Raw genomic sequence first — 20,272 nt, forward strand, 5'->3', positions numbered from 1 at the left:
CTGGCCGTGATCTATCCTGTCAGCATGCTCCTCACCATTTTGGTTCTTGATTCCGTCGGCGTGGGCGCGCTGCCCGATGCCGCCAGCTTCGGCGATCCACAGCAGGGCGGTGACACAGGTGCGTTTACCCTCAACCACACCCTGAGGGCGGCTCCAGTACCGCTTCCCAACCTGGCCCGCCTGGGCATTGGCGCTATTCCCGGCGTGGAGCGCAGCCCCGCGACCATTCCCGATGTGCAGGAAGCCTGCGGCGCATTTGGCCGAATGGAAGAGGTCAGTCCCGGCAAGGACTCGTCTACCGGCCACTGGGAATTCATGGGCATTCAGCTGGACAATGCCTTTCAGGTCTACCCACAGGGATTCCCCAAAGAAGTGATGGACCGCTTTGACGCAGCCACCGGGCGCGGGCATCTGTGCAACCTGCCCTACTCCGGCACCGAAGTCCTGACTGACTACGGCGAAGCACACCTGCAAACCGGCCAGCCCATCGTGTACACCAGCGCCGACAGTGTCTTTCAGGTGGCCGCACACGTTGATGTGGTCCCGCTCGAAACGCTGTACGCCTGGTGCGAAGCGGCCCGCGAAATCTTGCAAGGTGAATATGCGGTGGCCCGCGTGATCGCCCGGCCATTTACGGGGCAGCCTCCCCACTTCGAGCGGCTGAACGACCAGCGCAGGGACTACTCGCTTATTCCCCCAGACAACGTGCTGGACGCCCTCAAGGACGCGGGCAAGGCCGTGGTGGGCATCGGCAAGATTCCGGACCTGTACGCGGGCAAGGGATTTACGGAGATGCACCACACCGACGACAACGCTGATGGCATTCGCCAGACGCTGGCACGGATGCGTCAGGCTGCCGCCGAGGGCCTGGACGGGCTGATCTTTACCAACCTGGTGGATTTTGACTCCAAGTATGGGCACCGCCGCGACCCCGCAGGCTACTCGGCGGCGCTGGGGGCATTTGACGACGCCCTGCCGGAATTCCTGGCAGCTGTTCCCGAAGGCGGCGCTCTGCTGATCATCTCGGACCACGGCAACGACCCCACCTGGTACGGCAGCGACCACACCCGCGAGCACGGCCTGCTGCTGGCTTACCGGCCCGGCATGCAGGGACTGACCGACCTGGGCACGCGTCAGACTTTTGCCGACGTGGGCGCAACCGCCGCCGAGGCCCTGGGTGCCGACTGGGACGGCCCCGGCCAGAGTTTCTGGGCGCAGCTGCGTGGCTGAAGCGAGGGCCACAGATGGCCCGCCCAGCTTGTTTGACCTGCGCGGCGGCCTGCCACACTGGGCACGCACCGGCGAAAGCTTCGAGCTGGCCCTGAGCCTGGGCGGACAGTACGCAGGTGCGCAGCGGTGGAGCATTCGCCCAGAGCGCGGAGCTGTGGTGGCGCAGGTGGACACCGAATTTGGGGGCGTACTCCCCCACTTGCGCATTCACCAGACCAGCCGGCTGCATCCGCGCACGCTGGCCCTGCTCACCTATGCCGAGGGCGAGGGAAGCCGCACCACGATGGAACTGAACATGGACTACCGCGCCGGAGAGGTGCGGCTGCGTCAGCGCGGCGAGGAAACGGACGCGCCCCTGGTGGCCGACTATCTGGACCCCGTGTCTTTGCTGCTGTGGGTGCGCGAGTGGTCGGCGGCCCCCGGTGAGCAGCAGGTGGTGCGGCTGGCGGGCAGCGGCGTGCATGTGCAGCGCCTGCCGGATGAAGAGGTCGGCGGCGAGACAGCCGAAGTCTTTTTGCTGCGGCCTGGCAGCGCGGGCGTATGGCGCTCGGCCCAGCCTCCACAACCAGAGCAGCCACGCACCTTCTTGCGCCTGACTCAGCCCACACCGTTCGGCGTAGTGGACGCCCAGCCCGCCCACATCTGGCACGAGCGACCCGGTGCGCGGCAGGGCCAAGCGGGTGGGCGGGTGCGGCGACGCGTGGGATAAATGCTCTAGGAGGTGCCCAATGCCCGCCTGTCCCGGTCCAGGGCGCACTACTGTAATGCGCTGGCTTCATCCCGGTTGCCACTCTGGGCCCAGGCTGAAACAGCGCAAGGGACTCCCTGCCCTGACCGTGCGTTCAGCCCCCCGCTATAGTGGCCGGTGATGCCTCTAGATGCCGCCGCCATCAATCAAGCTGCCGTTGTCACCATCGTCCTGAGTGGATTAGCTCTGCTGGCGGGCGTGTTCTTTATTCGCTCGGGCAACCGCGAAAACCATATGCGCGCCATGCTAAGCGCCAGCGCCCTGGCGACCCTGTTTCTGGTGCTGTACCTGACCCGGCTGGCGCTGGGCTACGAAAAAGCTTATGCCGGACCTGCCGAGTGGAAGACCGGCTACTACGCCCTGCTGATCAGCCATATCGTGCTGGCCGCCGCCAACTTGCCCCTGGCCGTGATTCCGCTGGGCTACGCCTACAAGGGCCTGAAGGCCGCCGGAAACCTGTCGAATGTAGATAGCAACCCGGTGGCACGCGCCGCCTTTGACATGCACCGCAAGTGGGTGCGCTGGACCGTGCCGGTGTGGCTGTACGTGGCAGTGACGGGGTGGATTATCTACCTGATTCTGGGCCGCTGGGGCCAAGTCATGCCTCACTAGATGGCCGCTGCTCAGCGCGTCTCATCTGCTGCCTGATAGACTGCCGGGCGTGACCGCTCCCGCCGTACCACAGCCTACGTTTGCCTCCCCTGCTCCTGCGGGCAACCGCCCACCACTGACCGCCAGTGGCCTCAAAAAGAGCTACGGGCGGCGCGAAGTGGTACGCGGGGTGGACCTGAATGTGAACCCCGGCGAGATCGTGGCGCTGTTCGGACCCAACGGCGCGGGCAAGACCACCACCTTCTATATGATCGTGGGCTTTATCCGCGCTGGAGCTGGTCACATCACCCTGGGCCAGCGCGACGTGACGGCGCTCCCGATGCACCAGCGGGCACAGCTGGGCCTGGGCTACTTGCCGCAGGAGCCCAGCGCTTTTCGCCGGCTCTCGGCCCGCGACAATCTGCTGGCGATTCTGGAATATCAGAAATTGCCCCGCGCCGAGCAGGAGCGCCGCGCTGACGCCCTGCTGGAAGAGTTCGGGCTCAGCCACCTGGCGAACTCCTACGCCTATCAGCTTTCGGGCGGGGAACGACGACGCCTGGAACTGGCCCGTGCCCTGACCACCGACCCCGACTACCTGCTGCTGGACGAGCCTTTTACCGGCGTGGACCCCAAAAGCATCCGTGAAATTCAGCGCCTGATCCGGGAACTGCGGGACCGGCGGGGCATCGGCGTCTTTATTACGGACCACAACGTGCGGGAAACCATTGCGCTGACGGACCGGGTGTATCTGATGTTCGACGGGCAAGTGACGTTTCAGGGCACCCCCGCTGAGTTTGCCGCCAATCCGGACGTGCGGGCCCATTACCTCGGCGAAGACTTCGAGCTGTAAACCGGCGCAGGCTGGCGGGCCGCCGCCGACAGCGCCCTCATGTTCTGCCCTGACCCCCTGATAGACTCCGGGGCGTGCTGTGGCTTTTTCTGGGGTTCGTGGTTCTGCTTGCGGGTGTGGTGGCTTATGCCGCCGATGTCATCGCCCGCAAGGTGGGCCGCCGACACCTGCGGATGTTCGGCCTGCGGCCCAAAGACACGGCGCTGCTGGTGGCGGTGCTGTCCGGCATGGGGATCAGCCTGGCCAGCCTGGGGGCCTTTGGCCTGCTGAACCGTGACGCGATTGCCACCATTCAGCAGGCCCAGCAGCTGCGCCCTGAACTGGAGCGCCTGCGCACTGAAATCGAGCAGGTCGGCACCGAACTGACCCGCGCCGAAGCGGGACTGCGAACGGCCCAGCAGGAACGCGACCAGGCGCAGCAAGCGGCTCAGGCCCTGGAAGATGAATACCAGCAGGCCCGCAGCGAACTGGGCAACGCCCAGGAGGACTTGCGCCAGGCGCAGCAGGCTGGACAGACCCTGGAAACCCGCGCCGGGGCGCTGGAACAGCGGGTCGCGGGCTTGCAGCAGCGCCGCAGCGCTCTGGAAGCGCAGGCCCAGCAAGCCCGTACGCAGCTCCAAAGCAGCCAGGAGGAACTGGGCCGCAGCCAGGAGCGGGCGCAGGCACTGGACGCCGAGGTGGCGCAGCTTGACGGTCAACTGGGCACCCTGCGGGCCCAGGCCAAAGAAGCCCGCGCCCAGGCAGACGCCGCTGCCGGGCGCACCCGTGAGGCCGAGCGCCGCGCCCAGGCCGCCGAGCTCCGCACCCGCGAATTGCAGGCCAGAGCCGGGGCAGCGGCGTCACGGGCCGCCGCACTGGAAACCCAGGTGACGTCCCTGGAGCGCACCCGTCGGGAACTGGACACCCAGCGCCAGCAGGCCGTGGCCGAGCGTGACAGCGCACTGACCGAGAAACAACAGGCGGAGACGGCCAGAAACAGCGCCGCCGCTGAGCGGGACAGCGCCGTGCAGGGACGCGACGCGGCCCTGGCCGCACAGGCCAGGGCCGAAGCCCAGCGCCAGGCCACCGAAGCCGAGCGGGACGCGTTGGCTCAGGAGCGCGACCACCTGCGCACTGAGCGCGACGAGGCCGCGCAGGAACTCGCGGCAGTCCGCCGTGACGTGGCGCAGCTGCAGACCCTGCAGCGTGACCTGCTGGACCAGCAGACCGAACTGGTGGCCGCCAATGCCGAGCTGGCCTCCGATCTGGTCAGCACCCGCACCAGCTTGGGTCAGTTGCAGGACGATTACTCTTCTACCCGCACCGAGCTGAGCGCGGCGCTGGGCAGCGACCTGGCCTACACCAAAAATGAGCTGGTATATTCCGGCGTCATCAGCACGCCCGCCGAGCTGGACACTTTTCTGAGCAGTGCCTCGCAGGCGGCCCTGAACCGTGGTAGCCGCGCCGCCGAGCTGCCCGCGAGCTCCCGCGCTGGCCTGGAAAGCTCGGTGGGGTCTTTTAGTGCGGGCAGCTTCGTGCAGTGCCGCGCCGCCGCCAACGTCCCCGAAGGCTTTGCGGTCAACCTCAGCTGTGAGGCCCGGCCCAACCGGGTCATCTTCGCTGCCGGGGCTCCGGTGACCGAAGGCGCAGTGCAGCTGGGCGGTGACGCAGCAGACTTGCAGCGGCAGGTGGAAGCCCTGTCCGAGCAGGCGCGGCAAACCTTGCTGGCCCGGGGCCTGACCGAAAGCAGCCTGGTGGGCAGTGCCCTGCCAGTCAGCGAAATGGTCGAGCTGCTGGCCGAGTTGGTTTCTCTCTCTGAGGAGCAACCTGGCCGCCGCGTCACCGTGCGCCTCAGCGCCCGCAGTGACATCCGGCCAGACTTGCCGGTCAGCCTGCGCGCCGAGGTTCTGCCCAGATAGGCCAGAAAACGCTCATCTGCATGATTCAGGGAATCCGGGATCAGCCGGGTTGCCGCCCAGCAGCCGCAAGAGGAACAGAAACAGATTGATGAAATCGGGCTACGGGGCCAGCGCTTCATGAACGGCTGCACACTCGGCGGCTCTACCCAGAAGCGGTGAGCCTCACAAACAGTAAGAAGTCACGACCACAGCAACACAGCGCCAGATAGAGCAAAACTCCCGCTCAGGCCAAAGCCAAAGCGGGAGTGCATGACAACATCCCTTATTCCACTGTCACCGATTTGGCCAGGTTGCGGGGCTTGTCCACATCTTTGCCGAGGGTGTCGGCAGTGTAGTAGGCCAGCAGCTGCATCGGCACGGCATTCACGATGGGGCTGATCATCTCGTCACAGCGGGGCACGTAGAGAACGTCTTCGGCATGCTGGACATTCTCGGTGTCACCGTCGCTGAGAATCAGGATCACGCGGCCACCACGGGCCCGCACTTCCTGCACGTTGCTGATGGTCTTTTCCAGCAGGCGCGACTCAGTGGCCACCACGACCACCGGCAGGTGCTCGTCAATCAGCGCAATGGGGCCGTGCTTCATCTCGCCAGCGGCGTAGGCTTCAGCGTGGATGTAGCTGATTTCCTTGAGCTTCAGCGCACCCTCGTAGGCAGTGGGGTTGTTCACACCACGTCCCAGGAACAGGTAATCGCGGGCCTGGTGGTATTTCTGAGCCACTTCGCGCACGCGGGCCAGGCGCTCGTCACTCAGGGCCTCGGAGATCAGGCGGGGCAGCGAGCGGGCCTCGTGGACCAGGTGGGCCACTTCTTCCTTGCTCAGCGTGCCGCGCTGCTGACCCAGCCACAGCGCCAGCAGCAGGAACGCACTCACCATGCTGGTGTAGGCCTTGGTGCTCGCCACGCCGATTTCGGGACCGGCGTGTACGTACAGGGTGTGGTCCAGCTCGCGGGTCATGGAGCTGCCCTTGGCGTTGATGATGCCCAGGGTCTGTGCGCCGCCGCGCATCGCTTCGCGCATGCCTTCTAGGGTGTCGATGGTTTCGCCCGACTGACTGACAGCAATCGCCAGCGTCCGGTCGGTGACCACCGGCTCGCGGTAGCGGTATTCGCTCGCCACGTCCAGTTCTACCGGCACACGGGCCAGTTGCTCCAGCAGGTACTTGCCCACCATGCCCGCGTAGTACGCCGTACCGCAGGCCACGATATGAATACGGTCAAAGGAGTTCGGGTCCAGCTCAATGTCCAGCTCCACACTGCCCTGGTCATCATGCAACCGGCCCAGCAGTGTGTTGCTCAGGGCCTGCGGCTGCTCAAAGATTTCCTTTTGCATGTAGCTGTCGTAGCCGCCTTTTTCTGCTGCTTCAGCGTCCCAGTCGATGGTTTCCACTTCACGCTCCACCGAGTTGCCCTGCAAGTCAGTGATGCGGTAGCCATCGTCGTCCAAGATGACCATGTCGCCGTCTTGGATAAACACCATCTGGCGGGTGTAATTGAGCAGCGCGGGAACATCCGAGGCCAGGAACATCTCGCCTTCGCCCACGCCCATCACCAGTGGGCTGACGGTGCGGGCCGCCACGATCTGGCGGTGGTCCTTGTGGGTCACCACCAGCGCGTAAGCACCGCGCACTTTGGCCAGAGCAGCGCGCACGGCCTCTTCTAGGTTGCCAGCGTAGGCTTCCTCAATCAGGTGGGCCACCACTTCGGAGTCGGTGTCGGAGCGGAACTCGTGGCCGCGGGCGAGCAGGCCCTCTTTGAGCTCCATGTAGTTCTCAATGATGCCGTTATGAACCAGCACGATGTCACCGTTCTCGGTGGTGTGCGGGTGGCTGTTGGTGTCGTTGGGTGGACCGTGGGTGGCCCAGCGGGTATGACCGATGCCGAATGTCCCACTCAGTGGGCTATGTTCCAGGTCGTCGGCCAGGTTGGCCAGCTTACCGGCCTTCTTGCGGGTGGCGATGCAAGCACCGTCACCAACCGCGATACCGGCGCTGTCATAGCCACGGTATTCCAGTTTGCTCAGGCCCGAGATCAGGATCTCCTGGGCGTTATTGGGGCCGATATATCCGACGATTCCACACATAATGTTCTCCTCCGGCAACCTGTGAGGCCGCCTGGATGCACCCCAGCCAAAAGCTGGGAAAAAGGGCTGTGGTGTGCTGTAGATCTACTTTACTGCAGCAGACATTGGGTCTACTGAAGAAGTCACTGCGCTGGCCTTATGCCTCAGTCACCTGAGGGGTTATCGCCGCGCTTGCCCTGGGCAGTGCCGTAGGGCCGGGTCGGTGGGTGCTGCCACCGGAAGGTATCCGCAGAAACTCGCTCACCTTCACCTCGTCTTCTGGGGGCCGTCTATCTCGCCGCGTCCCAGACCTTGCGCTTCCCGTTCACGAGAACGAACGAACACCACTTCGTTCATTTCGCGGCGCAGCATAGCACGCCCGGAAGGAACTGTAGGCCCAGAGCCAGTCGGCCAGTCCTCACCAAAACTTCAGGAGCTGGCCGACAAGCAGCGCAGCCCAAGGTCAGTGGCTCAGCTCGGCATACTGGCGCACGATTTCAGCGTGCATGGGGTCGCCCTCAGGCAGTTCCGTTAGAGCGGTGATGGTTGCCGCCAGGCCGTCTTGCGCCAACATGGTTTGCAACTCCTGTGCCTGCGGGTCTTCAGCACTGCGGAAATACAGCGCCGCTGCCGCACCACGCAGCAGGGCGTCTACCGGCAGACCCAGCTCTTTGGCCATCTGGGCTGGGCCAATCAGGCGCTCCTTTGGTCCCAACTTACGCACTGGCTCGCGGCCAACACGCGTCACTTCATCATGAATGTAGGGGTTTGTGAAGCGCTGCTCAATCCGGCCAATGTACTCGGCGTGCTCCTGGGCTCCGAAGCCGTGAGTCTGCACCAAGGCTGCGCCGCTTTGCTGCATGGCTGCACGCACCTCTTGAGCGGTCTGCTCATCTTGCATGGCTGCGGCCACAGTGTCCAGACCGCGCAATTGGCCCAGATAGGCGGCGATGGCGTGCCCGGTGTTGAGGGTATACAGCTTACGCTGCACATAGGCCATCAGGTCGTCCGTTACCTTCATGCCCTCAATCTGAGGAATCTCGCCCCTAAATCCTGGCCCTTCCACATACCACTCGTGAAATTCCTCTACGCCCACATCCAACAGGTGCTCCCCCTCAAATGGCGGCACAATGCGGTCCACGCTGGCGTTCGGGAAGCCCACATTCTGCTCCAGATAAGCGCGGCCCTCCTCGCTGATGTGGCCCAGCACCTCGTCCCGCAGGAAGCTGCTGGCCCCGACCTTGTTCTCACAGGCGACGATGTTCAGAGGCCCGCCGCCAGCCGCCGCCCGCGCTTCGATGCCACGGGCCAGGGTGGGGGCGATGATTCTCAGCACGTTGGGGCCAACTGCTGTGGTGATCAAGTCAGCTTCGGCTATCGCCGGCACGATTTCAGGGCCATTCGACAGGACGCCACTGACGCCTGAGATGCGTTCGGTCCGTGCATTCTGATCCAAGATATGGATGTCGTATTCGCCCTGCTCACGTAACGCCGTGATGACCTGCTCGTTGATATCTGCGAACACCACGCGGTAACCACTTTGGGACAGCAGCGCCCCGATAAAGCCGCGGCCAATGTTGCCTGCGCCGAAATGCAGGGCCATTTTTCCGGAGTTCGGCTGGGAACGCTGCGTCTGTGTTTGATCTGCCTGAGTCATGGTGAGTCTCCTTTGTGCTGAGAGGAACTGTAGGACAGAGAATGGAATGACAGGAAATGGACCGGGTGACTTTCGCCCATTGTGCGCCATTGCAAGCAGCGACGGCTGGCGGATGGCGACTGCCCTACCTGTCACAGCACCATTTTCCTGACAAGTTTCAGCCCTCATCATCCACCTTACGCTTATGCCCGCTCCGCTTGTACTTGTCCTTAAGTACCATTCTTATGGTCTGTGACCTGACAGGCCCAACGTCCACAAACTGAAGGTGCCGGCCAAGTCCTCACCTGGCCGGCACCTTCAGAACTTCGCCAAAACTTTAGCGTCCAGTAAAGGCGCGGTAAATCTCGTCCGGGTCAGTTGTGCGGGCCAGGCGGGCCGCGGCCTGCTCATCTTCCAGAGCGCCGGCAATGTTCGACAGGATCTCCATGTGGTCGTCTCCCTGCCCAGCAATGCCGATGACCAAATAAGCAGTCTGGCCATCAAAGTCCACGCCCTGCGGGTACTGGTTCACCACAATGCCGCTGGATTTGATGCGGGCTTTGGCTTCGTCCACGCCGTGCGGAATCGCCACGCCGTTGCCGATGTAGGTGCTGACCAGTTCTTCGCGCTGCAACATGGCTGGCACGTACTCGCTTTCCACATAGCCGGAAGCCACCAGCATCTCCCCGGCGCGGCGAATCGCGTCATCACGGGACTCACTGCTCAGGCCCAGGCGAATATTTTCGCGGCGCAGCACGCTGCTGGACTCATGGCCCGGCTCTGCGACTGTGGGGGTAGCCACTGCGGGAGTCACAGCCGCCACTGGGGCCCCTTGCACCACCTGAACTCCGGGCTGGGCTCCAACCACGGCAGCGGCAGGCGCTGCGGCAACGGTCCCAGCCACCGCAGTGGCGGCCACAGGCGCAGCAGCGCCCGCTTTCAGCTCATCGATCATGCGGTCATAGATAGGATTGCCCACAAAATTGTCAATCGAGACGTGCTGAGCGCCAGGTTGCTTGGCGCGGGCGCGGCTGGTCAGATTTTGCTGGGTGACCACAATGTCGGCGTCGGCGGGGATGTTCTCAATAGACGTATTGGTGACTTCGATAGGCAGCCCGGCGGCCTGAACCTTCTTGCGAAAGCCCGTTGCTCCCATCGCGCTTGACCCCATGCCAGCGTCGCAGGCGAACACAATCTTGCGGACTGGGCGGGCTCCCAAGTCGCTCACGTCGGTGGTCACAGCAGCGCTGGCGCTGACGGGCGCCCCTGCGGCGGGGCTGCCCTTCATGGCCTTGGAACCACTCTGGGCAGCGGCCAGGTCATCCTCGGTGTAGGTGGCCCCGCGCAGAATCAGCGCCGAAATAGCGAACGAAACGGCGGCGGCCACCAGGACCGACAGGATATTTGCCAAGAAGGCGTCACGGGGAGTCAGGGCCAAGATGGCGAAGATGCTGCCAGGTGAAGCGGCAGAGACCAGTCCCCCACCCAGAGCCACCAGAGTGGCAATCCCGGCCATACCGCCAGCAATCACAGCGATCAGCAGCGCGGGGCGCATCAGCACATAGGGGAAGTAGATTTCGTGAATGCCGCCCAGGAAATGGATGATGGCCGCGCCGGGAGCTGAAGCCCTGATGGTGCCTTTGGCAAAGGCCCAGTACGCGAGCAGCACGCCCAGGCCAGGGCCAGGGTTGGCTTCCAGCAGAAAGTACAGAGACTTGCCCGTCTCGGCGGCCTGCTGAGTGCCCAGTGGAGTCAAGATGCCGTGGTTGATCGCATTGTTGAGGAAAAGGATCTTTCCAGGCTCAATAAACAGCGAGACCAGCGGGAGGAGGCCCGCGTTGACCAGCCAGCTTACGCCACTCGCCACCAGGGCACTGAAGCCTTCCACAACCGGCCCAATAGCATAAAAGCCCAGAATTGCCAGCAGCGCACCGATAATCCCAGCCGAGAAGTTGTTGATCAGCATCTCGAAGCCGGCGGGAATACGGTGCTGCACCGCCCGGTCAAACTGCTTGATGACCCAGCCACCAAGCGGACCCATGATCATGGCCCCGATAAACATAGGAATATCGGTCCCTACAATCACACCCATCGCGGCAATAGCGCCCAGCACGCCACCACGGTGGTCTGCGACCAGCTTGCCCCCGCTGTAGGCAATCAGCAGCGGCAGCAAGTAGGTGATCATTGGGCCAACCAAACCGGTATGGGACTGCCCGGAAGCATCTTCAAAACCGCCCAACATCGGATTGGGTAGCCAGCCAGTCTTGATAAACAGGGCTGTAATCAGACCCCAGGCAATAAACGCGCCGATATTCGGCATCACCATCGCGCTTAGGAAACGGCCAAAGCGCTGCACAGCATCTTTGCCTGGAGCTTGCGAATGACTGGAACTGGTCATAATGTGCCTCTTTTCATACGAGGGGAGAAAGGGCCCACAGGGGCACCGCGTCAGAAGTTGGAGAAAGGGCAAAAATTTGAGGAAGATAAAGTGTCACGCAACAATACTGCATTCGCAACTTAGAGAAGAGACGGAGCTACCGCGTGGAAACATAGCTCTCAGCGCTTCAGGCCGGGGGTTCAGGCTTCTGGATGAAAGTGGCTGCCTTCCTGAGTGCCTCATGCCACTTGCTTCATAGACTTCCTGCATCTGCGGGCTGCCGGGCTGCAGAACCAGTGAGCCTGTAGTTCTCAACATCACATGGGCTAGCATGAGAGCCGGAGAGTGTCTGATGCCCACCTATATCTACAAAAACCTGGAAACTGGCGAACTGTATGAATTCAAGCAGAGCATGAAGGACGACGCCTACACCCAGCACCCTGAAACAGGCGCGCCGGTCAAGCGCGTCATCTCGCCGCCCGCTATCACCTTTAAGGGCAGCGGCTTTTATGTGACCGACTCGCGCAGCTCTGGCAGCGAAAGCGGCGGAGATAAAAGCGGCGGAGACAAGGGATGACCGAGCCGCGCTCCCCCCGCTCACTGCGCCCCTGGCTGGCCGCCCTTCTGGTTGCAGGTGCAGCGGGCGGGGCCTACGTGACGGGGCAAGTCAGTGCTCAGCGGGCGCTGGTCGTGCCGGATGAGATCAACACCACCGAGGTGGTGCGCGGAGCCCGCTCAGCTGTGGTACAGGTCAACAATGCCCTGGCTCCCGAAGCGCTGATGCCCGGCGACGACCCGGTAGAAGTGGGCACCGGGTTCTTTTACAAGAAGGACCTGATTGTGACGGCCTATCATGTGGTGCAGGACAGCGAGAACCTCACCGTGACGCTCCAAAATGGCCGCACCGTACCGGCCAAAGTCGAGGGCGTGGACCCCGGCATTGACGTGGCGGTGCTGCGGGTCACAGCTGTGACCGCACCGGCCACGCTGGAATTCGGGTCCAGCGCCGCGCTGGTGCAGGGACAGAAACTGATCACCATCGGCTCGCCCTTCAAGATTCAGAACTTTGTGGGCACTGGCGTCTTTAGCGTGATGGCCCCCGCCACGCAGATTCCCCGCTCCGACAACTTGGCGAGCGAAGTGGGCGAGTACATTATCAGCACCAACAGCATCCAGGGCGGCAACTCCGGCGGCCCCATTCTGGATTCACGCGGCGCGGTGGTGGGCATCGCCAATGCCAACGCCGCTGCCAACTCCATGGCGGCAGGACTCATCGGCATCAGTATTCCGGGCGACCTGGTCAAACAGACCCTCAGCGACCTGGAGCGCACGGGGGCCCCGCAGCGCGGCAATCTGGGCGTAACTCTGGTGGGTCTCGAAGACCTGGACCCGGCCCTGCGCCAACTGGCCGGATTGGTCAGTAACCAAGGTGTGCTGGTCGACGAAATCCAGGCAGGCAGCCCCGCTGGACGCGCTGGCCTACGCGGCTCACTGCGCAACTCACGCGGGCAACTGCTGGCACCACTGGGCGACATCATCGTGGCTGTGGATGGCCGTCCTGTCAGCCAGCCATTTGACGTGACCTCACTGGTGGCCGCGCGGCGTCCCGGCGACGTGGTGCGCCTGACCGTGTGGCGCGATGGCCGCCGCCAGGAGCTCAGCGTCACCTTGCAGCAGCGCAGCCTGGAGGAGTTCCAGTCGCAGAGCCAGGGCAGCGCCGGTCCCGTGCCCCAGGACCTCGGGCCACAGGGGCCTGGCACTCAGGGACTGGGCACCCCAGAGTCTGGCGCGCCCTCACAGGGAGCTCCGGACGCGCAGGAGCCCGCCAGCGACCAGCTGGCTCCTGTCTCTCCCTAATATCCCGTGAGTCGGCTGGGCTTCTAGGGACTTATTCCAGATCGTCCAGGCGGTGAATCCAGGCGGCTTCAGGGTCGCCCGCCGGATGATGGTGGGCGGCGACCAGCTCTGACACCCGCGCCCGGCCTCCCTCCCGGCGGACCAGCAGCGCTCCCCACTCTGCATGCTGGGCGCGCACCTGTGCGGGCATCCAGGGCACCCAGGCCGCTATGCGGTAGGGCAATAGCCCTGCCCCAACCCGCTCCCACACACGGTAGGGCCAGACCAGCTTGCCGCAGTCGTGCAGAATCGCACCGGCCAGCAGCTCGGAACTGGGCGGTGAATCCTCCTCCAAGCAGGCAGCCAACAGGGCCTGCGCCACTCGCACGGCGTGTTCGCGGTCACGGGCATCCATCCGCAGGTACAGTCGGCCCTCGGCGGGAGTCAGGCGAGCCAGTGCCCAGCAGTCGTCGGGGCGCGCCTGCGACTCGCGGAAGCTGCGGCGCAGGCGGCGCAATTTGTCAGGCAAGGCACGCAGCCGGGGCATGAGCTTCAGTATGCCCTGAAAACCTGAAAACTGGAGACCTGGAAACCCAAGAGCTGTCAAGCAGAGCAGGAGGCAAACAGAAGGGTTCGCTGACATTTTCGCGTATACCGCAGATCACCATTTGCCTCCCTGCCCGCAAGCTGTTCGGTCTACGCGCCTCCTGCGCTTATAGTGCCTGACATGGCAAGTTTCGTGATGGCAACCGGCGGCACCGGCGGGCATATTTATCCGGCGGTGGCCACCGCTCAGGAACTCATCAGGCGGGGGCACCACGCGGCCATCTTGGGGCAGCGCGGCGGAATGGAAGAAGGCGCAGCCGAGCGCGCAGGCCTGGAATTCTTCGGAGTAGAGGCCGGCAAGCTGGCCCGCAGTGGACAGGGACGGCCAGACCCCCGCGAGCTGCTGCGGGCGGCGGGCGGCGTGGTGCAGGCGCGGCGCTGGCTGGCTGAACGCCGACCCGCCGCAGTGGTGGGCTACGGCGGCTTTGCCAGCTTGCCGGGTGTGCTGGCGGCGCAGAGCCTGGGCATTGCCACCGTCCTGCACGAGCAAAATGCCCACCTGGGCCTCACCCAGCGCCTGGCTGCCGGACGGGCCCGCGCTGTCGCTACCGCCTACAAAGAAGTGATCGGCCTGCCAGCGGGCAAAGGGCAACTGGTCGGCATGCCCATCCGCGAAGAACGAGTCAGCCGTGCGGAGGCGTTCGCACGCCTGAGTGCCGCTGGTCTCCGTCTGGACCCGCAGCGCCTCACCCTGCTCGTCATGGGCGGGTCACAGGGTTCGCTGGCGCTGAATGAAGGCGTGCCCCCGGTGCTGCGCGAGGTGCTTGGCAGCGGAACACTTCACGGTGAGCCGGTGCAGGTGCTGCACTCTACCGGGCCGCGCTGGGTGGAAGCGGTCGCCCCCACTGTGGCCGACCTGCCCTGGTATCACGTCACAGGCTTTGTGGACGCGCCCTCCGCCTGGAGCGTGGCGGACCTGGGGGTGACCCGCGCTGGTACCGGCACACTGGCCGAAGCCGCTTTCCACGGCGTGCCGCTGATCATGGTGCCGCTACCCGAATCCGCCGAAAATCACCAGTTCCACAATGCCCAGGCCGTAGAAAAAGTGGGCGCTGGCCGGTTGGTAGAGCAGAGCGCCCTCAGCCGTGATCTAGGAAAGCGGGTGCTAGAGTGTGGTCTGTCAGGCACGCGCAGCGAGATGCGGGAGGCCGCACGGCAGCGCTCCCCACAGGGTGCTGCGGCCCGGCTGGCCGATTTGGTCGAGCAGCTGTGAATCTCTCAGACGCCTTCTTCCGCAATGATTCGTCAGCGCCTGTGCCGTCCCCTTCCACCATGACCAAACTGTTTACTGCTGAACATCCCTCTCCCCGAGATACCCACATTCATCTGATGGGAATCGGCGGCATCGGCGTCAGTGCCTTTGCCCGGCTGCTCAAAGCGCGGGGTTACCACGTTTCTGGCTGTGACGCCCAGGCGTCGGAGCTGACCCGTCAGCTTGAAGCCGAGGGCATCGCGGTGCAGCTGGGCCATGACCCCGCTCACTTGCTGGCCCACGGCAGCCGCCCAGCCGCCAGCGTGTTGGTGGCTTCTGAAGCTGTGTCCAAGACGCATCCTGAGGTGCAGGCTGCCTTAGACGCCGGGCTCAGTGTGCTGCCGCGCATGGAGCTGCTCGCGCAGTTGTTGGCCGCCTCGCCCTCTATCGGCGTGATCGGCACGCACGGCAAGACCACCACCAGCTCCATGATTGCCGTGGCGCTGGAGGGCGCTGGCCTGGACCCCGCCGCCTTTGTGGGCGGAATTGTGCCGGAATTCGGGGCCAACGCCCGCGCCGGTCAGGGGCCTTTTGTGGCGGAAGTGGACGAATCCGACCGCCGCTTCGCGCAGCTGAGCTGTGAGACTGCCGTATTTACCAATGCCGAAGATGACCATGTGGGCGGCAACCAGGCCACCTACTGGGAAACAGTGGAGGAGCAGCACGAGGGCTTTGCGCAGTTCGTGTCGCAGGCCAAGCGGGTGTTGTACTACGCCGACTGGCAAGGCCTAGAAGGCCGCAACCTGGACCATCTGGTTGCAGGCTGCGCCGAGCAGCTGTCGTACGGGATTTCGCAGGGCTGCACCTACCGCGCCGAGAACCTGCGCCGCGATCCCGCTGGGACCAGCTTTACTGTGACCTGCCGGGGCGAGGTGCTGGGCGAAGCCCGCGTCAGCTTGCCGGGACATCACAACGCCATGAATGCACTAGCTGCGCTCGCTGTGACCCACCTGTACGGCGGCGACTTCAACCGGGCAGCACAGGCCCTGGCCGCTTTCAAGGGACCGGGCCGGCGCTGGCAGCATATCGGCGAACTGCACGGTGCACAGGTTGTGGACGACTACGCTCACAACCCCACCAAGTTGCATGCCGCTGTCCAGGCCGCTCAGCAGACCGGCCGCCGCGTCCGGGTGATTTTCCAGCCTCACCGCTACCTGCGCACGCAGCAGTCGTGGCCCCGGCTGGCCGACGCCCTGATGGACGCTGACGAGGTGATGGTGCTGGACATCGCCGCAGCGGGCGAAACCCCGATTGAGGGCATTCACGCCCAACTGATCGTGGACCGCATGAGCGGCGGCGGCCACGCAGGTGCGCGCTACTGGCCGCAGCGCGGCGACGTGGTGGACTACCTGCGCCGCACGGCTGATCAGGGCGACATTATCGTGACCATGGGAGCGGGCGACGTCTGGCAGCTGGCCCGGCAACTGGTCGAGCCGGCTGACGATCCTCTGTCACCCCTCAAGGAAGCGCGGTGAGCGCCGTCCTTCCTGCCCAGCCCTCCCCCAGCCGCTTAGGCACCCGCGTGGAGCGCCAGCCACTGGCCCGCTACACCACCGTCGGCGTAGGCGGTGAAGCCGAAATCTGGTTTGTGGAGACGCTCGAAGCGCTGGCTGAAGCGGTGGAGCAGCCTTACCGCATCCTGGGCGGCGGCAGCAACTTGGTGATTGACGACAGTGGTGTACCTGAGCGCGTGATTCGGCTGTCTGGCCCACTGGCCAAAGCTGACCTGACACCTGACCCCGAGCTGAGCGACCCGGCCAGCGGAATGATCGTGACCGGCTGGGTAGGCGGCGGCACACCTTTGCCGGGACTGCTCCGCAAGTTGCAGGCGCTGGGCTGGAGCAACCTGGAAGGCACAGTCGGCATCCCGGGTCAGGTGGGCGGCTCAGTGTGGATGAACGCTGGCACCCGCTTTGGCGAGATGTTCGACGGCCTACACACCATTGAAATCGTGACGCCTGAGGGTGTGCGCCAAGTCACCCCCGACGATCTGAACTGGGGCTACCGCAACAGTGACATTCCGCGTGGTCATATTGTGTCGCGGGTGCGGCTCCGCTTGCAGCAAAGTACCCCCGAAGCCGTACGTGAGCGCATGGATCAGGCCGACGCAGCGCGCAAAGGCCAGCCCAAGATGAAGACCCCCGGTTGCGCCTTCAAAAACCCTGGCGGCGTGAGTGCCGGCTTGCTGATTGACCGCGCCGGGCTCAAGGGCGAGCAGATCGGGCAAGCCCGCATTGCCCCTGAGCACGGGAATTTCATTGTGAATCTGGGCGGAGCCACCGCCGCCGACGTGCTGGGCTTGCTGCGGCTGATCAAAGGCCGACTGGCTCCCGAGCTGAGTGGCCCACTGGAACTGGAATACGAGATCTGGCCTGAAGAAGCGGCAGCTGACCTGCGCTAAAGCAGTTGGCAAAAAGATACATATCTTTTGAACGGGCGAGTACAACACATGGAGTCGGGTGGAGAATAAGTGCTTTCCCGACGCCATCTCATCGGGACCTCTACGGCAGCAGGGAATGTCTCTCATTGGCTGTATCTTCTGCACTTTGCGAACAGCGCCTTAGCAGGGCTGTATCAGAATGCGATTTATCTCACGGCAAAACAGTTAAGATGGGTTTATGTTTCGCCGTTCGCCTCCCGACCCTAGACCTGTTCGCAAGAAGTGGCACCCTGATGATGAGGAAACAGTCCTGTACGAGGGACTTGATGACCTGGAATATGTCACTGATGACGGGGAGGAGCACGCTGGACAAGCGGTCTGGGCTGAATCTGCCGCGCAGGCGGGCCCTGTTGGGGGAAGCGAGACAGACCCTGACGTTCCACACGGACGCGTCACGTCCGCTGCTCTATCAACGGGCCAGACAGAGCAGCCCCCGTCCCCGTTGGTGCCTGCTGCTACTTCCCCTTCCCCATCTCAAAGGCGATTCTCCTTCCCCCGGCGGCGCTCAGCCCCCACGCCACCTCGCGCACCAGCCGCCTCAGCTGAGCTTTCACCAGCTCTACCCACCCAGCTGCCTGCGGAACTGCTACCAGCGGCTCCGTCGCCCAGCCGCGGTCATGGAAACGTGCTCTGGGGTTGGGTTTTTCTTCCCCTGACCGTACTGGCCCTGGCCGCCTCGTGGTACGCCTTACCCATCCGCGAAGTGGCTGTCAGTGGCAACCAGCATCTCAGTGCTGAAGCAGTGGTGCGGGCCGCCGGAGTGGATAAAGGCAGCAGCTGGCTCTACTACGGAGCGCGGCAGGCGGCGGGCCTCACCCGCGAACCTTGGATTGAGTCGGCGGAAGTGACCCGGCAGTTCCCAGGGCGGCTGAATGTACACATCACCGAGCGGCGACCCTACGCCATGCTGCGGGAATCGGGCCAGCAGCCGGTGGCCGTAGCCCGTGACGGCACCCGTCTTCCCGGCGCTGAACCGGCTGCTGCCCTGCCCAACGTGACCGGCTGGGGTCCAGAGCGAACCGGTGACGCTCTGGCCGCCCTGGAAGCCCTCGCGCCATACCATGTACAATCGGTGGAGTACACTCCCTCTGGTCTGTCTGTCAAATCGGCAGGCAGTTCAGCATGGAGCGGCGACCTCGAATCTTTGCTGAAGTACGCCGGAGCACTGGCGGAATATCCCAATCAACAAATTCATATCTACCCCTGGGGGGTGAGCGTCCAGGAATGAAGGACAACCGAATGATCGTAGGCCTGGATATAGGCACCACCAAAATCACCACCGTGATCGGCGAGCTGGCTGGCGACGGCAGCGTGGACATTATCGGCCAGGGCAGCGTGCCAAGCGAAGGGCTCAAGCGCGGCTCTGTCGTGAATCTGGAACGCACCGTGCAGGCCATCAAGGAATCGGTACACCGCGCCGAGCGTGTGGCCGGTGTCAAGGTCGAAAGCGCCTACGTGTCGGTGGCGGGCAACCATACCAAAGCCATCACCAGTCACGGTCTGGCTGCCATCCGCCGGGGCCACGAAATCACTGACACGGATGTTCACCGCTCCATCGAGAATGCTCAGGCTGTGCCGCTGGACCCCAATCTGGAGGTGCTACACACGCTGCCCCAGGAGTACGAGGTGGACGGCCAGGAAGGCATCAAGAGCCCTGTTGGCATGCACGGCGTGCGCCTGGAAGTGGATGTGCATATCGTGGCCGGAACCGCTGGGCCGCTACTGAACCTGCGCCGCTGCGTGCAGGAAGCGGGCCTGCGGGTGGACGGCTTCGTGCTTCAGGCCCTCGCTTCGGGCCTCTCCACGGTGGATACCGGCGAGCAAAGCCAGTCGGTCATCGTGATTGATATGGGCGGCGGCACCACTGATATCGGCGTGTTCCGCCGGGGCAACCTGGCCCACAGCGCTTCTATTCCTATCGGCGGTGACCATGTGACCGCTGACCTGGCACAGATTCTCAAGATTCCGATGGAAGAGGCGGAGGATGTCAAGCGCCGCTACGGCGCAGCCCTCCCCGAAATGGCCGACGCCGACCTCACCCTGGAAATCACCACCGGACAGGGCAAGACCCATGCCCTGAGCGCGCAGGAACTCTCGCGGGTCATCAAGCCGCGCATCGCTGAGATTTTTGGGATGATCCGCGATGAGATTGACCAGACACTGGGCCCAGTCGAGCTGATCGCCCAGAATGTCATTCTGACCGGCGGGGCCAGCAAGCTGCGCGGTACCCCCGAACTGGCCCGCGACCGCTTCCGGGTGCCGGTGCGCCTGGGCAAGCCGGGCAACATCGGCGGCTTGGTGGATATCGTCAATGGCCCGGAGTACGCCGCTGGCGTGGGCCTGGTGCTGTTCGGGCTGCATGAAGATGGCCGCCTGGTCGCCCCTGCGCCGCTGCCTCTGCCCGAGCCGGAGCCGGAACCCCAGCCTGTCAAAGCCCCCCTGATCAAATCCCGCAAAGACCGCGAGCCGGAGGCTCAGCCGCAGCCTGCGCCGCAGCGTGCCGAGCGGCCCCGCCCGGCTGAAGTGCAGTCCGCACCGCAGCACACGGAGCCGGTGTCTGCCCCGGTTCATCAGACCGTGGTGCGGACCTCGCCCAAAGCGCAGGAGCAGCCGTCCTCCGCAGACCACAAGCCAGGGCTGATGGAAAAGATTCGCAGATGGTTTAGCGACTGGCTCTGAGCCTCATTGTCCGCCGCGCTACACTGCGCAAGTCGTCATGTCCCCAACCGCTGCGAGGCTCTCC

General features: G+C 64.1%; 16 protein-coding genes. 12 read left to right on the plus strand and 4 right to left on the minus strand.

All coding sequences use genetic code 11. From position 1 onward, the window contains the following. Positions 1–24: 24 nt before the first annotated feature. The 5 genes from IE158_RS06755 to IE158_RS06775 all read left to right on the plus strand — a co-directional run bounded on the left by IE158_RS06755 (position 25) and on the right by IE158_RS06775 (position 5,320). Positions 25–1,230 (plus strand): phosphopentomutase, encoded by a 1,206-nt coding sequence (locus IE158_RS06755; protein WP_189642900.1) that lies wholly within the window; start codon positions 25–27, stop codon positions 1,228–1,230. Next, entirely contained in the window at positions 1,223–1,939 is a 717-nt protein-coding gene (locus IE158_RS06760) for a DUF3108 domain-containing protein (RefSeq protein WP_229838961.1), read from the plus strand. Before IE158_RS06755 ends, IE158_RS06760 begins: the two co-directional genes overlap by 8 nt. 159 nt (positions 1,940–2,098) lie before the next feature. Further along, a complete protein-coding gene (locus IE158_RS06765) occupies positions 2,099–2,590 on the plus strand; it encodes a DUF420 domain-containing protein (RefSeq protein ID WP_189642901.1) in 492 nt (163 codons plus the stop codon). 49 nt (positions 2,591–2,639) lie between these two features. Further along, positions 2,640–3,422 (plus strand): LPS export ABC transporter ATP-binding protein, encoded by a 783-nt coding sequence (lptB, locus tag IE158_RS06770; protein ID WP_189642902.1) that lies wholly within the window; start codon positions 2,640–2,642, stop codon positions 3,420–3,422. A 74-nt stretch (positions 3,423–3,496) separates the two neighbouring features. Next, positions 3,497–5,320 (plus strand): DUF3084 domain-containing protein, encoded by a 1,824-nt coding sequence (locus IE158_RS06775; protein WP_189642903.1) that lies wholly within the window; start codon positions 3,497–3,499, stop codon positions 5,318–5,320. 262 nt (positions 5,321–5,582) lie between these two features. Here the strand turns inward: IE158_RS06775 and glmS are convergent, their stop codons facing one another. The 3 genes from glmS to IE158_RS06790 form a co-directional block, all read right to left on the minus strand. After that, on the minus strand, positions 5,583–7,403 hold the full coding sequence (gene glmS / locus IE158_RS06780) for a glutamine--fructose-6-phosphate transaminase (isomerizing) (RefSeq protein ID WP_189642904.1): 1,821 nt from the start codon (positions 7,401–7,403) through the stop codon (positions 5,583–5,585). A 442-nt stretch (positions 7,404–7,845) separates the two neighbouring features. After that, the gene (locus IE158_RS06785; RefSeq protein ID WP_189642905.1) at positions 7,846–9,039 is read right to left on the minus strand and encodes a mannitol-1-phosphate 5-dehydrogenase; all 1,194 of its coding nucleotides are present in this window, start codon (positions 9,037–9,039) and stop codon (positions 7,846–7,848) included. 316 nt (positions 9,040–9,355) lie between these two features. Further along, on the minus strand, positions 9,356–11,416 hold the full coding sequence (locus IE158_RS06790; RefSeq protein WP_189642906.1) for a PTS mannitol transporter subunit IICBA: 2,061 nt from the start codon (positions 11,414–11,416) through the stop codon (positions 9,356–9,358). Positions 11,417–11,747: 331 nt separating this feature from the next. Between IE158_RS06790 and IE158_RS06795 the strand changes: the two genes are divergently transcribed. After that, a complete protein-coding gene (locus tag IE158_RS06795) occupies positions 11,748–11,972 on the plus strand; it encodes an FmdB family zinc ribbon protein (protein ID WP_189642907.1) in 225 nt (74 codons plus the stop codon). After that, complete coding sequence (locus IE158_RS06800) at positions 11,969–13,252, plus strand: S1C family serine protease (protein WP_189642908.1); 1,284 nt, start codon at positions 11,969–11,971, stop codon at positions 13,250–13,252. The genes IE158_RS06795 and IE158_RS06800 overlap by 4 nt, the downstream gene beginning before the upstream one ends. 31 nt (positions 13,253–13,283) lie before the next feature. On the opposite strand, the gene IE158_RS06805 is transcribed toward IE158_RS06800, so the two are convergent. After that, complete coding sequence (locus tag IE158_RS06805) at positions 13,284–13,778, minus strand: HD domain-containing protein (RefSeq protein WP_189642909.1); 495 nt, start codon at positions 13,776–13,778, stop codon at positions 13,284–13,286. 180 nt (positions 13,779–13,958) lie between these two features. Between IE158_RS06805 and murG the strand changes: the two genes are divergently transcribed. The 5 genes from murG to ftsA all read left to right on the plus strand — a co-directional run bounded on the left by murG (position 13,959) and on the right by ftsA (position 20,208). After that, positions 13,959–15,050 (plus strand): undecaprenyldiphospho-muramoylpentapeptide beta-N-acetylglucosaminyltransferase, encoded by a 1,092-nt coding sequence (gene murG, locus IE158_RS06810; protein WP_189642910.1) that lies wholly within the window; start codon positions 13,959–13,961, stop codon positions 15,048–15,050. A 59-nt stretch (positions 15,051–15,109) separates the two neighbouring features. Continuing rightward, entirely contained in the window at positions 15,110–16,564 is a 1,455-nt protein-coding gene (gene murC, locus IE158_RS06815; protein WP_189642911.1) for a UDP-N-acetylmuramate--L-alanine ligase, read from the plus strand. After that, entirely contained in the window at positions 16,561–17,490 is a 930-nt protein-coding gene (locus IE158_RS06820; RefSeq protein ID WP_189642912.1) for a UDP-N-acetylmuramate dehydrogenase, read from the plus strand. The genes murC and IE158_RS06820 overlap by 4 nt, the downstream gene beginning before the upstream one ends. Before the next feature lie 664 nt (positions 17,491–18,154). Beyond that, a complete protein-coding gene (locus IE158_RS13565) occupies positions 18,155–18,757 on the plus strand; it encodes a cell division protein FtsQ/DivIB (protein ID WP_229838962.1) in 603 nt (200 codons plus the stop codon). After that, positions 18,754–20,208 (plus strand): cell division protein FtsA, encoded by a 1,455-nt coding sequence (gene ftsA, locus IE158_RS06830; RefSeq protein ID WP_229838963.1) that lies wholly within the window; start codon positions 18,754–18,756, stop codon positions 20,206–20,208. Before IE158_RS13565 ends, ftsA begins: the two co-directional genes overlap by 4 nt. The last annotated feature ends 64 nt before the right edge of the window (positions 20,209–20,272 follow it).

The sequence above is a fragment of the Deinococcus piscis genome, from assembly GCF_014653275.1.
Taxonomy (GTDB): domain Bacteria; phylum Deinococcota; class Deinococci; order Deinococcales; family Deinococcaceae; genus Deinococcus; species Deinococcus piscis.

Coding starts and splice junctions, on each gene's coding strand:
- murG (WP_189642910.1), top strand. CDS start 13,959: ATGGCAAGTTTCGTGATGGCAACCGGCGGCACCGGCGGGCATATTTAT.
- IE158_RS06795 (WP_189642907.1), top strand. CDS start 11,748: ATGCCCACCTATATCTACAAAAACCTGGAAACTGGCGAACTGTATGAA.
- IE158_RS06755 (WP_189642900.1), top strand. CDS start 25: ATGCTCCTCACCATTTTGGTTCTTGATTCCGTCGGCGTGGGCGCGCTG.
- IE158_RS06785 (WP_189642905.1), bottom strand. CDS start 9,039: ATGACTCAGGCAGATCAAACACAGACGCAGCGTTCCCAGCCGAACTCC.
- IE158_RS06805 (WP_189642909.1), bottom strand. CDS start 13,778: ATGCCCCGGCTGCGTGCCTTGCCTGACAAATTGCGCCGCCTGCGCCGC.
- IE158_RS06765 (WP_189642901.1), top strand. CDS start 2,099: ATGCCTCTAGATGCCGCCGCCATCAATCAAGCTGCCGTTGTCACCATC.
- IE158_RS06790 (WP_189642906.1), bottom strand. CDS start 11,416: ATGACCAGTTCCAGTCATTCGCAAGCTCCAGGCAAAGATGCTGTGCAG.
- IE158_RS06800 (WP_189642908.1), top strand. CDS start 11,969: ATGACCGAGCCGCGCTCCCCCCGCTCACTGCGCCCCTGGCTGGCCGCC.
- murC (WP_189642911.1), top strand. CDS start 15,110: ATGACCAAACTGTTTACTGCTGAACATCCCTCTCCCCGAGATACCCAC.
- glmS (WP_189642904.1), bottom strand. CDS start 7,403: ATGTGTGGAATCGTCGGATATATCGGCCCCAATAACGCCCAGGAGATC.
- ftsA (WP_229838963.1), top strand. CDS start 18,754: ATGAAGGACAACCGAATGATCGTAGGCCTGGATATAGGCACCACCAAA.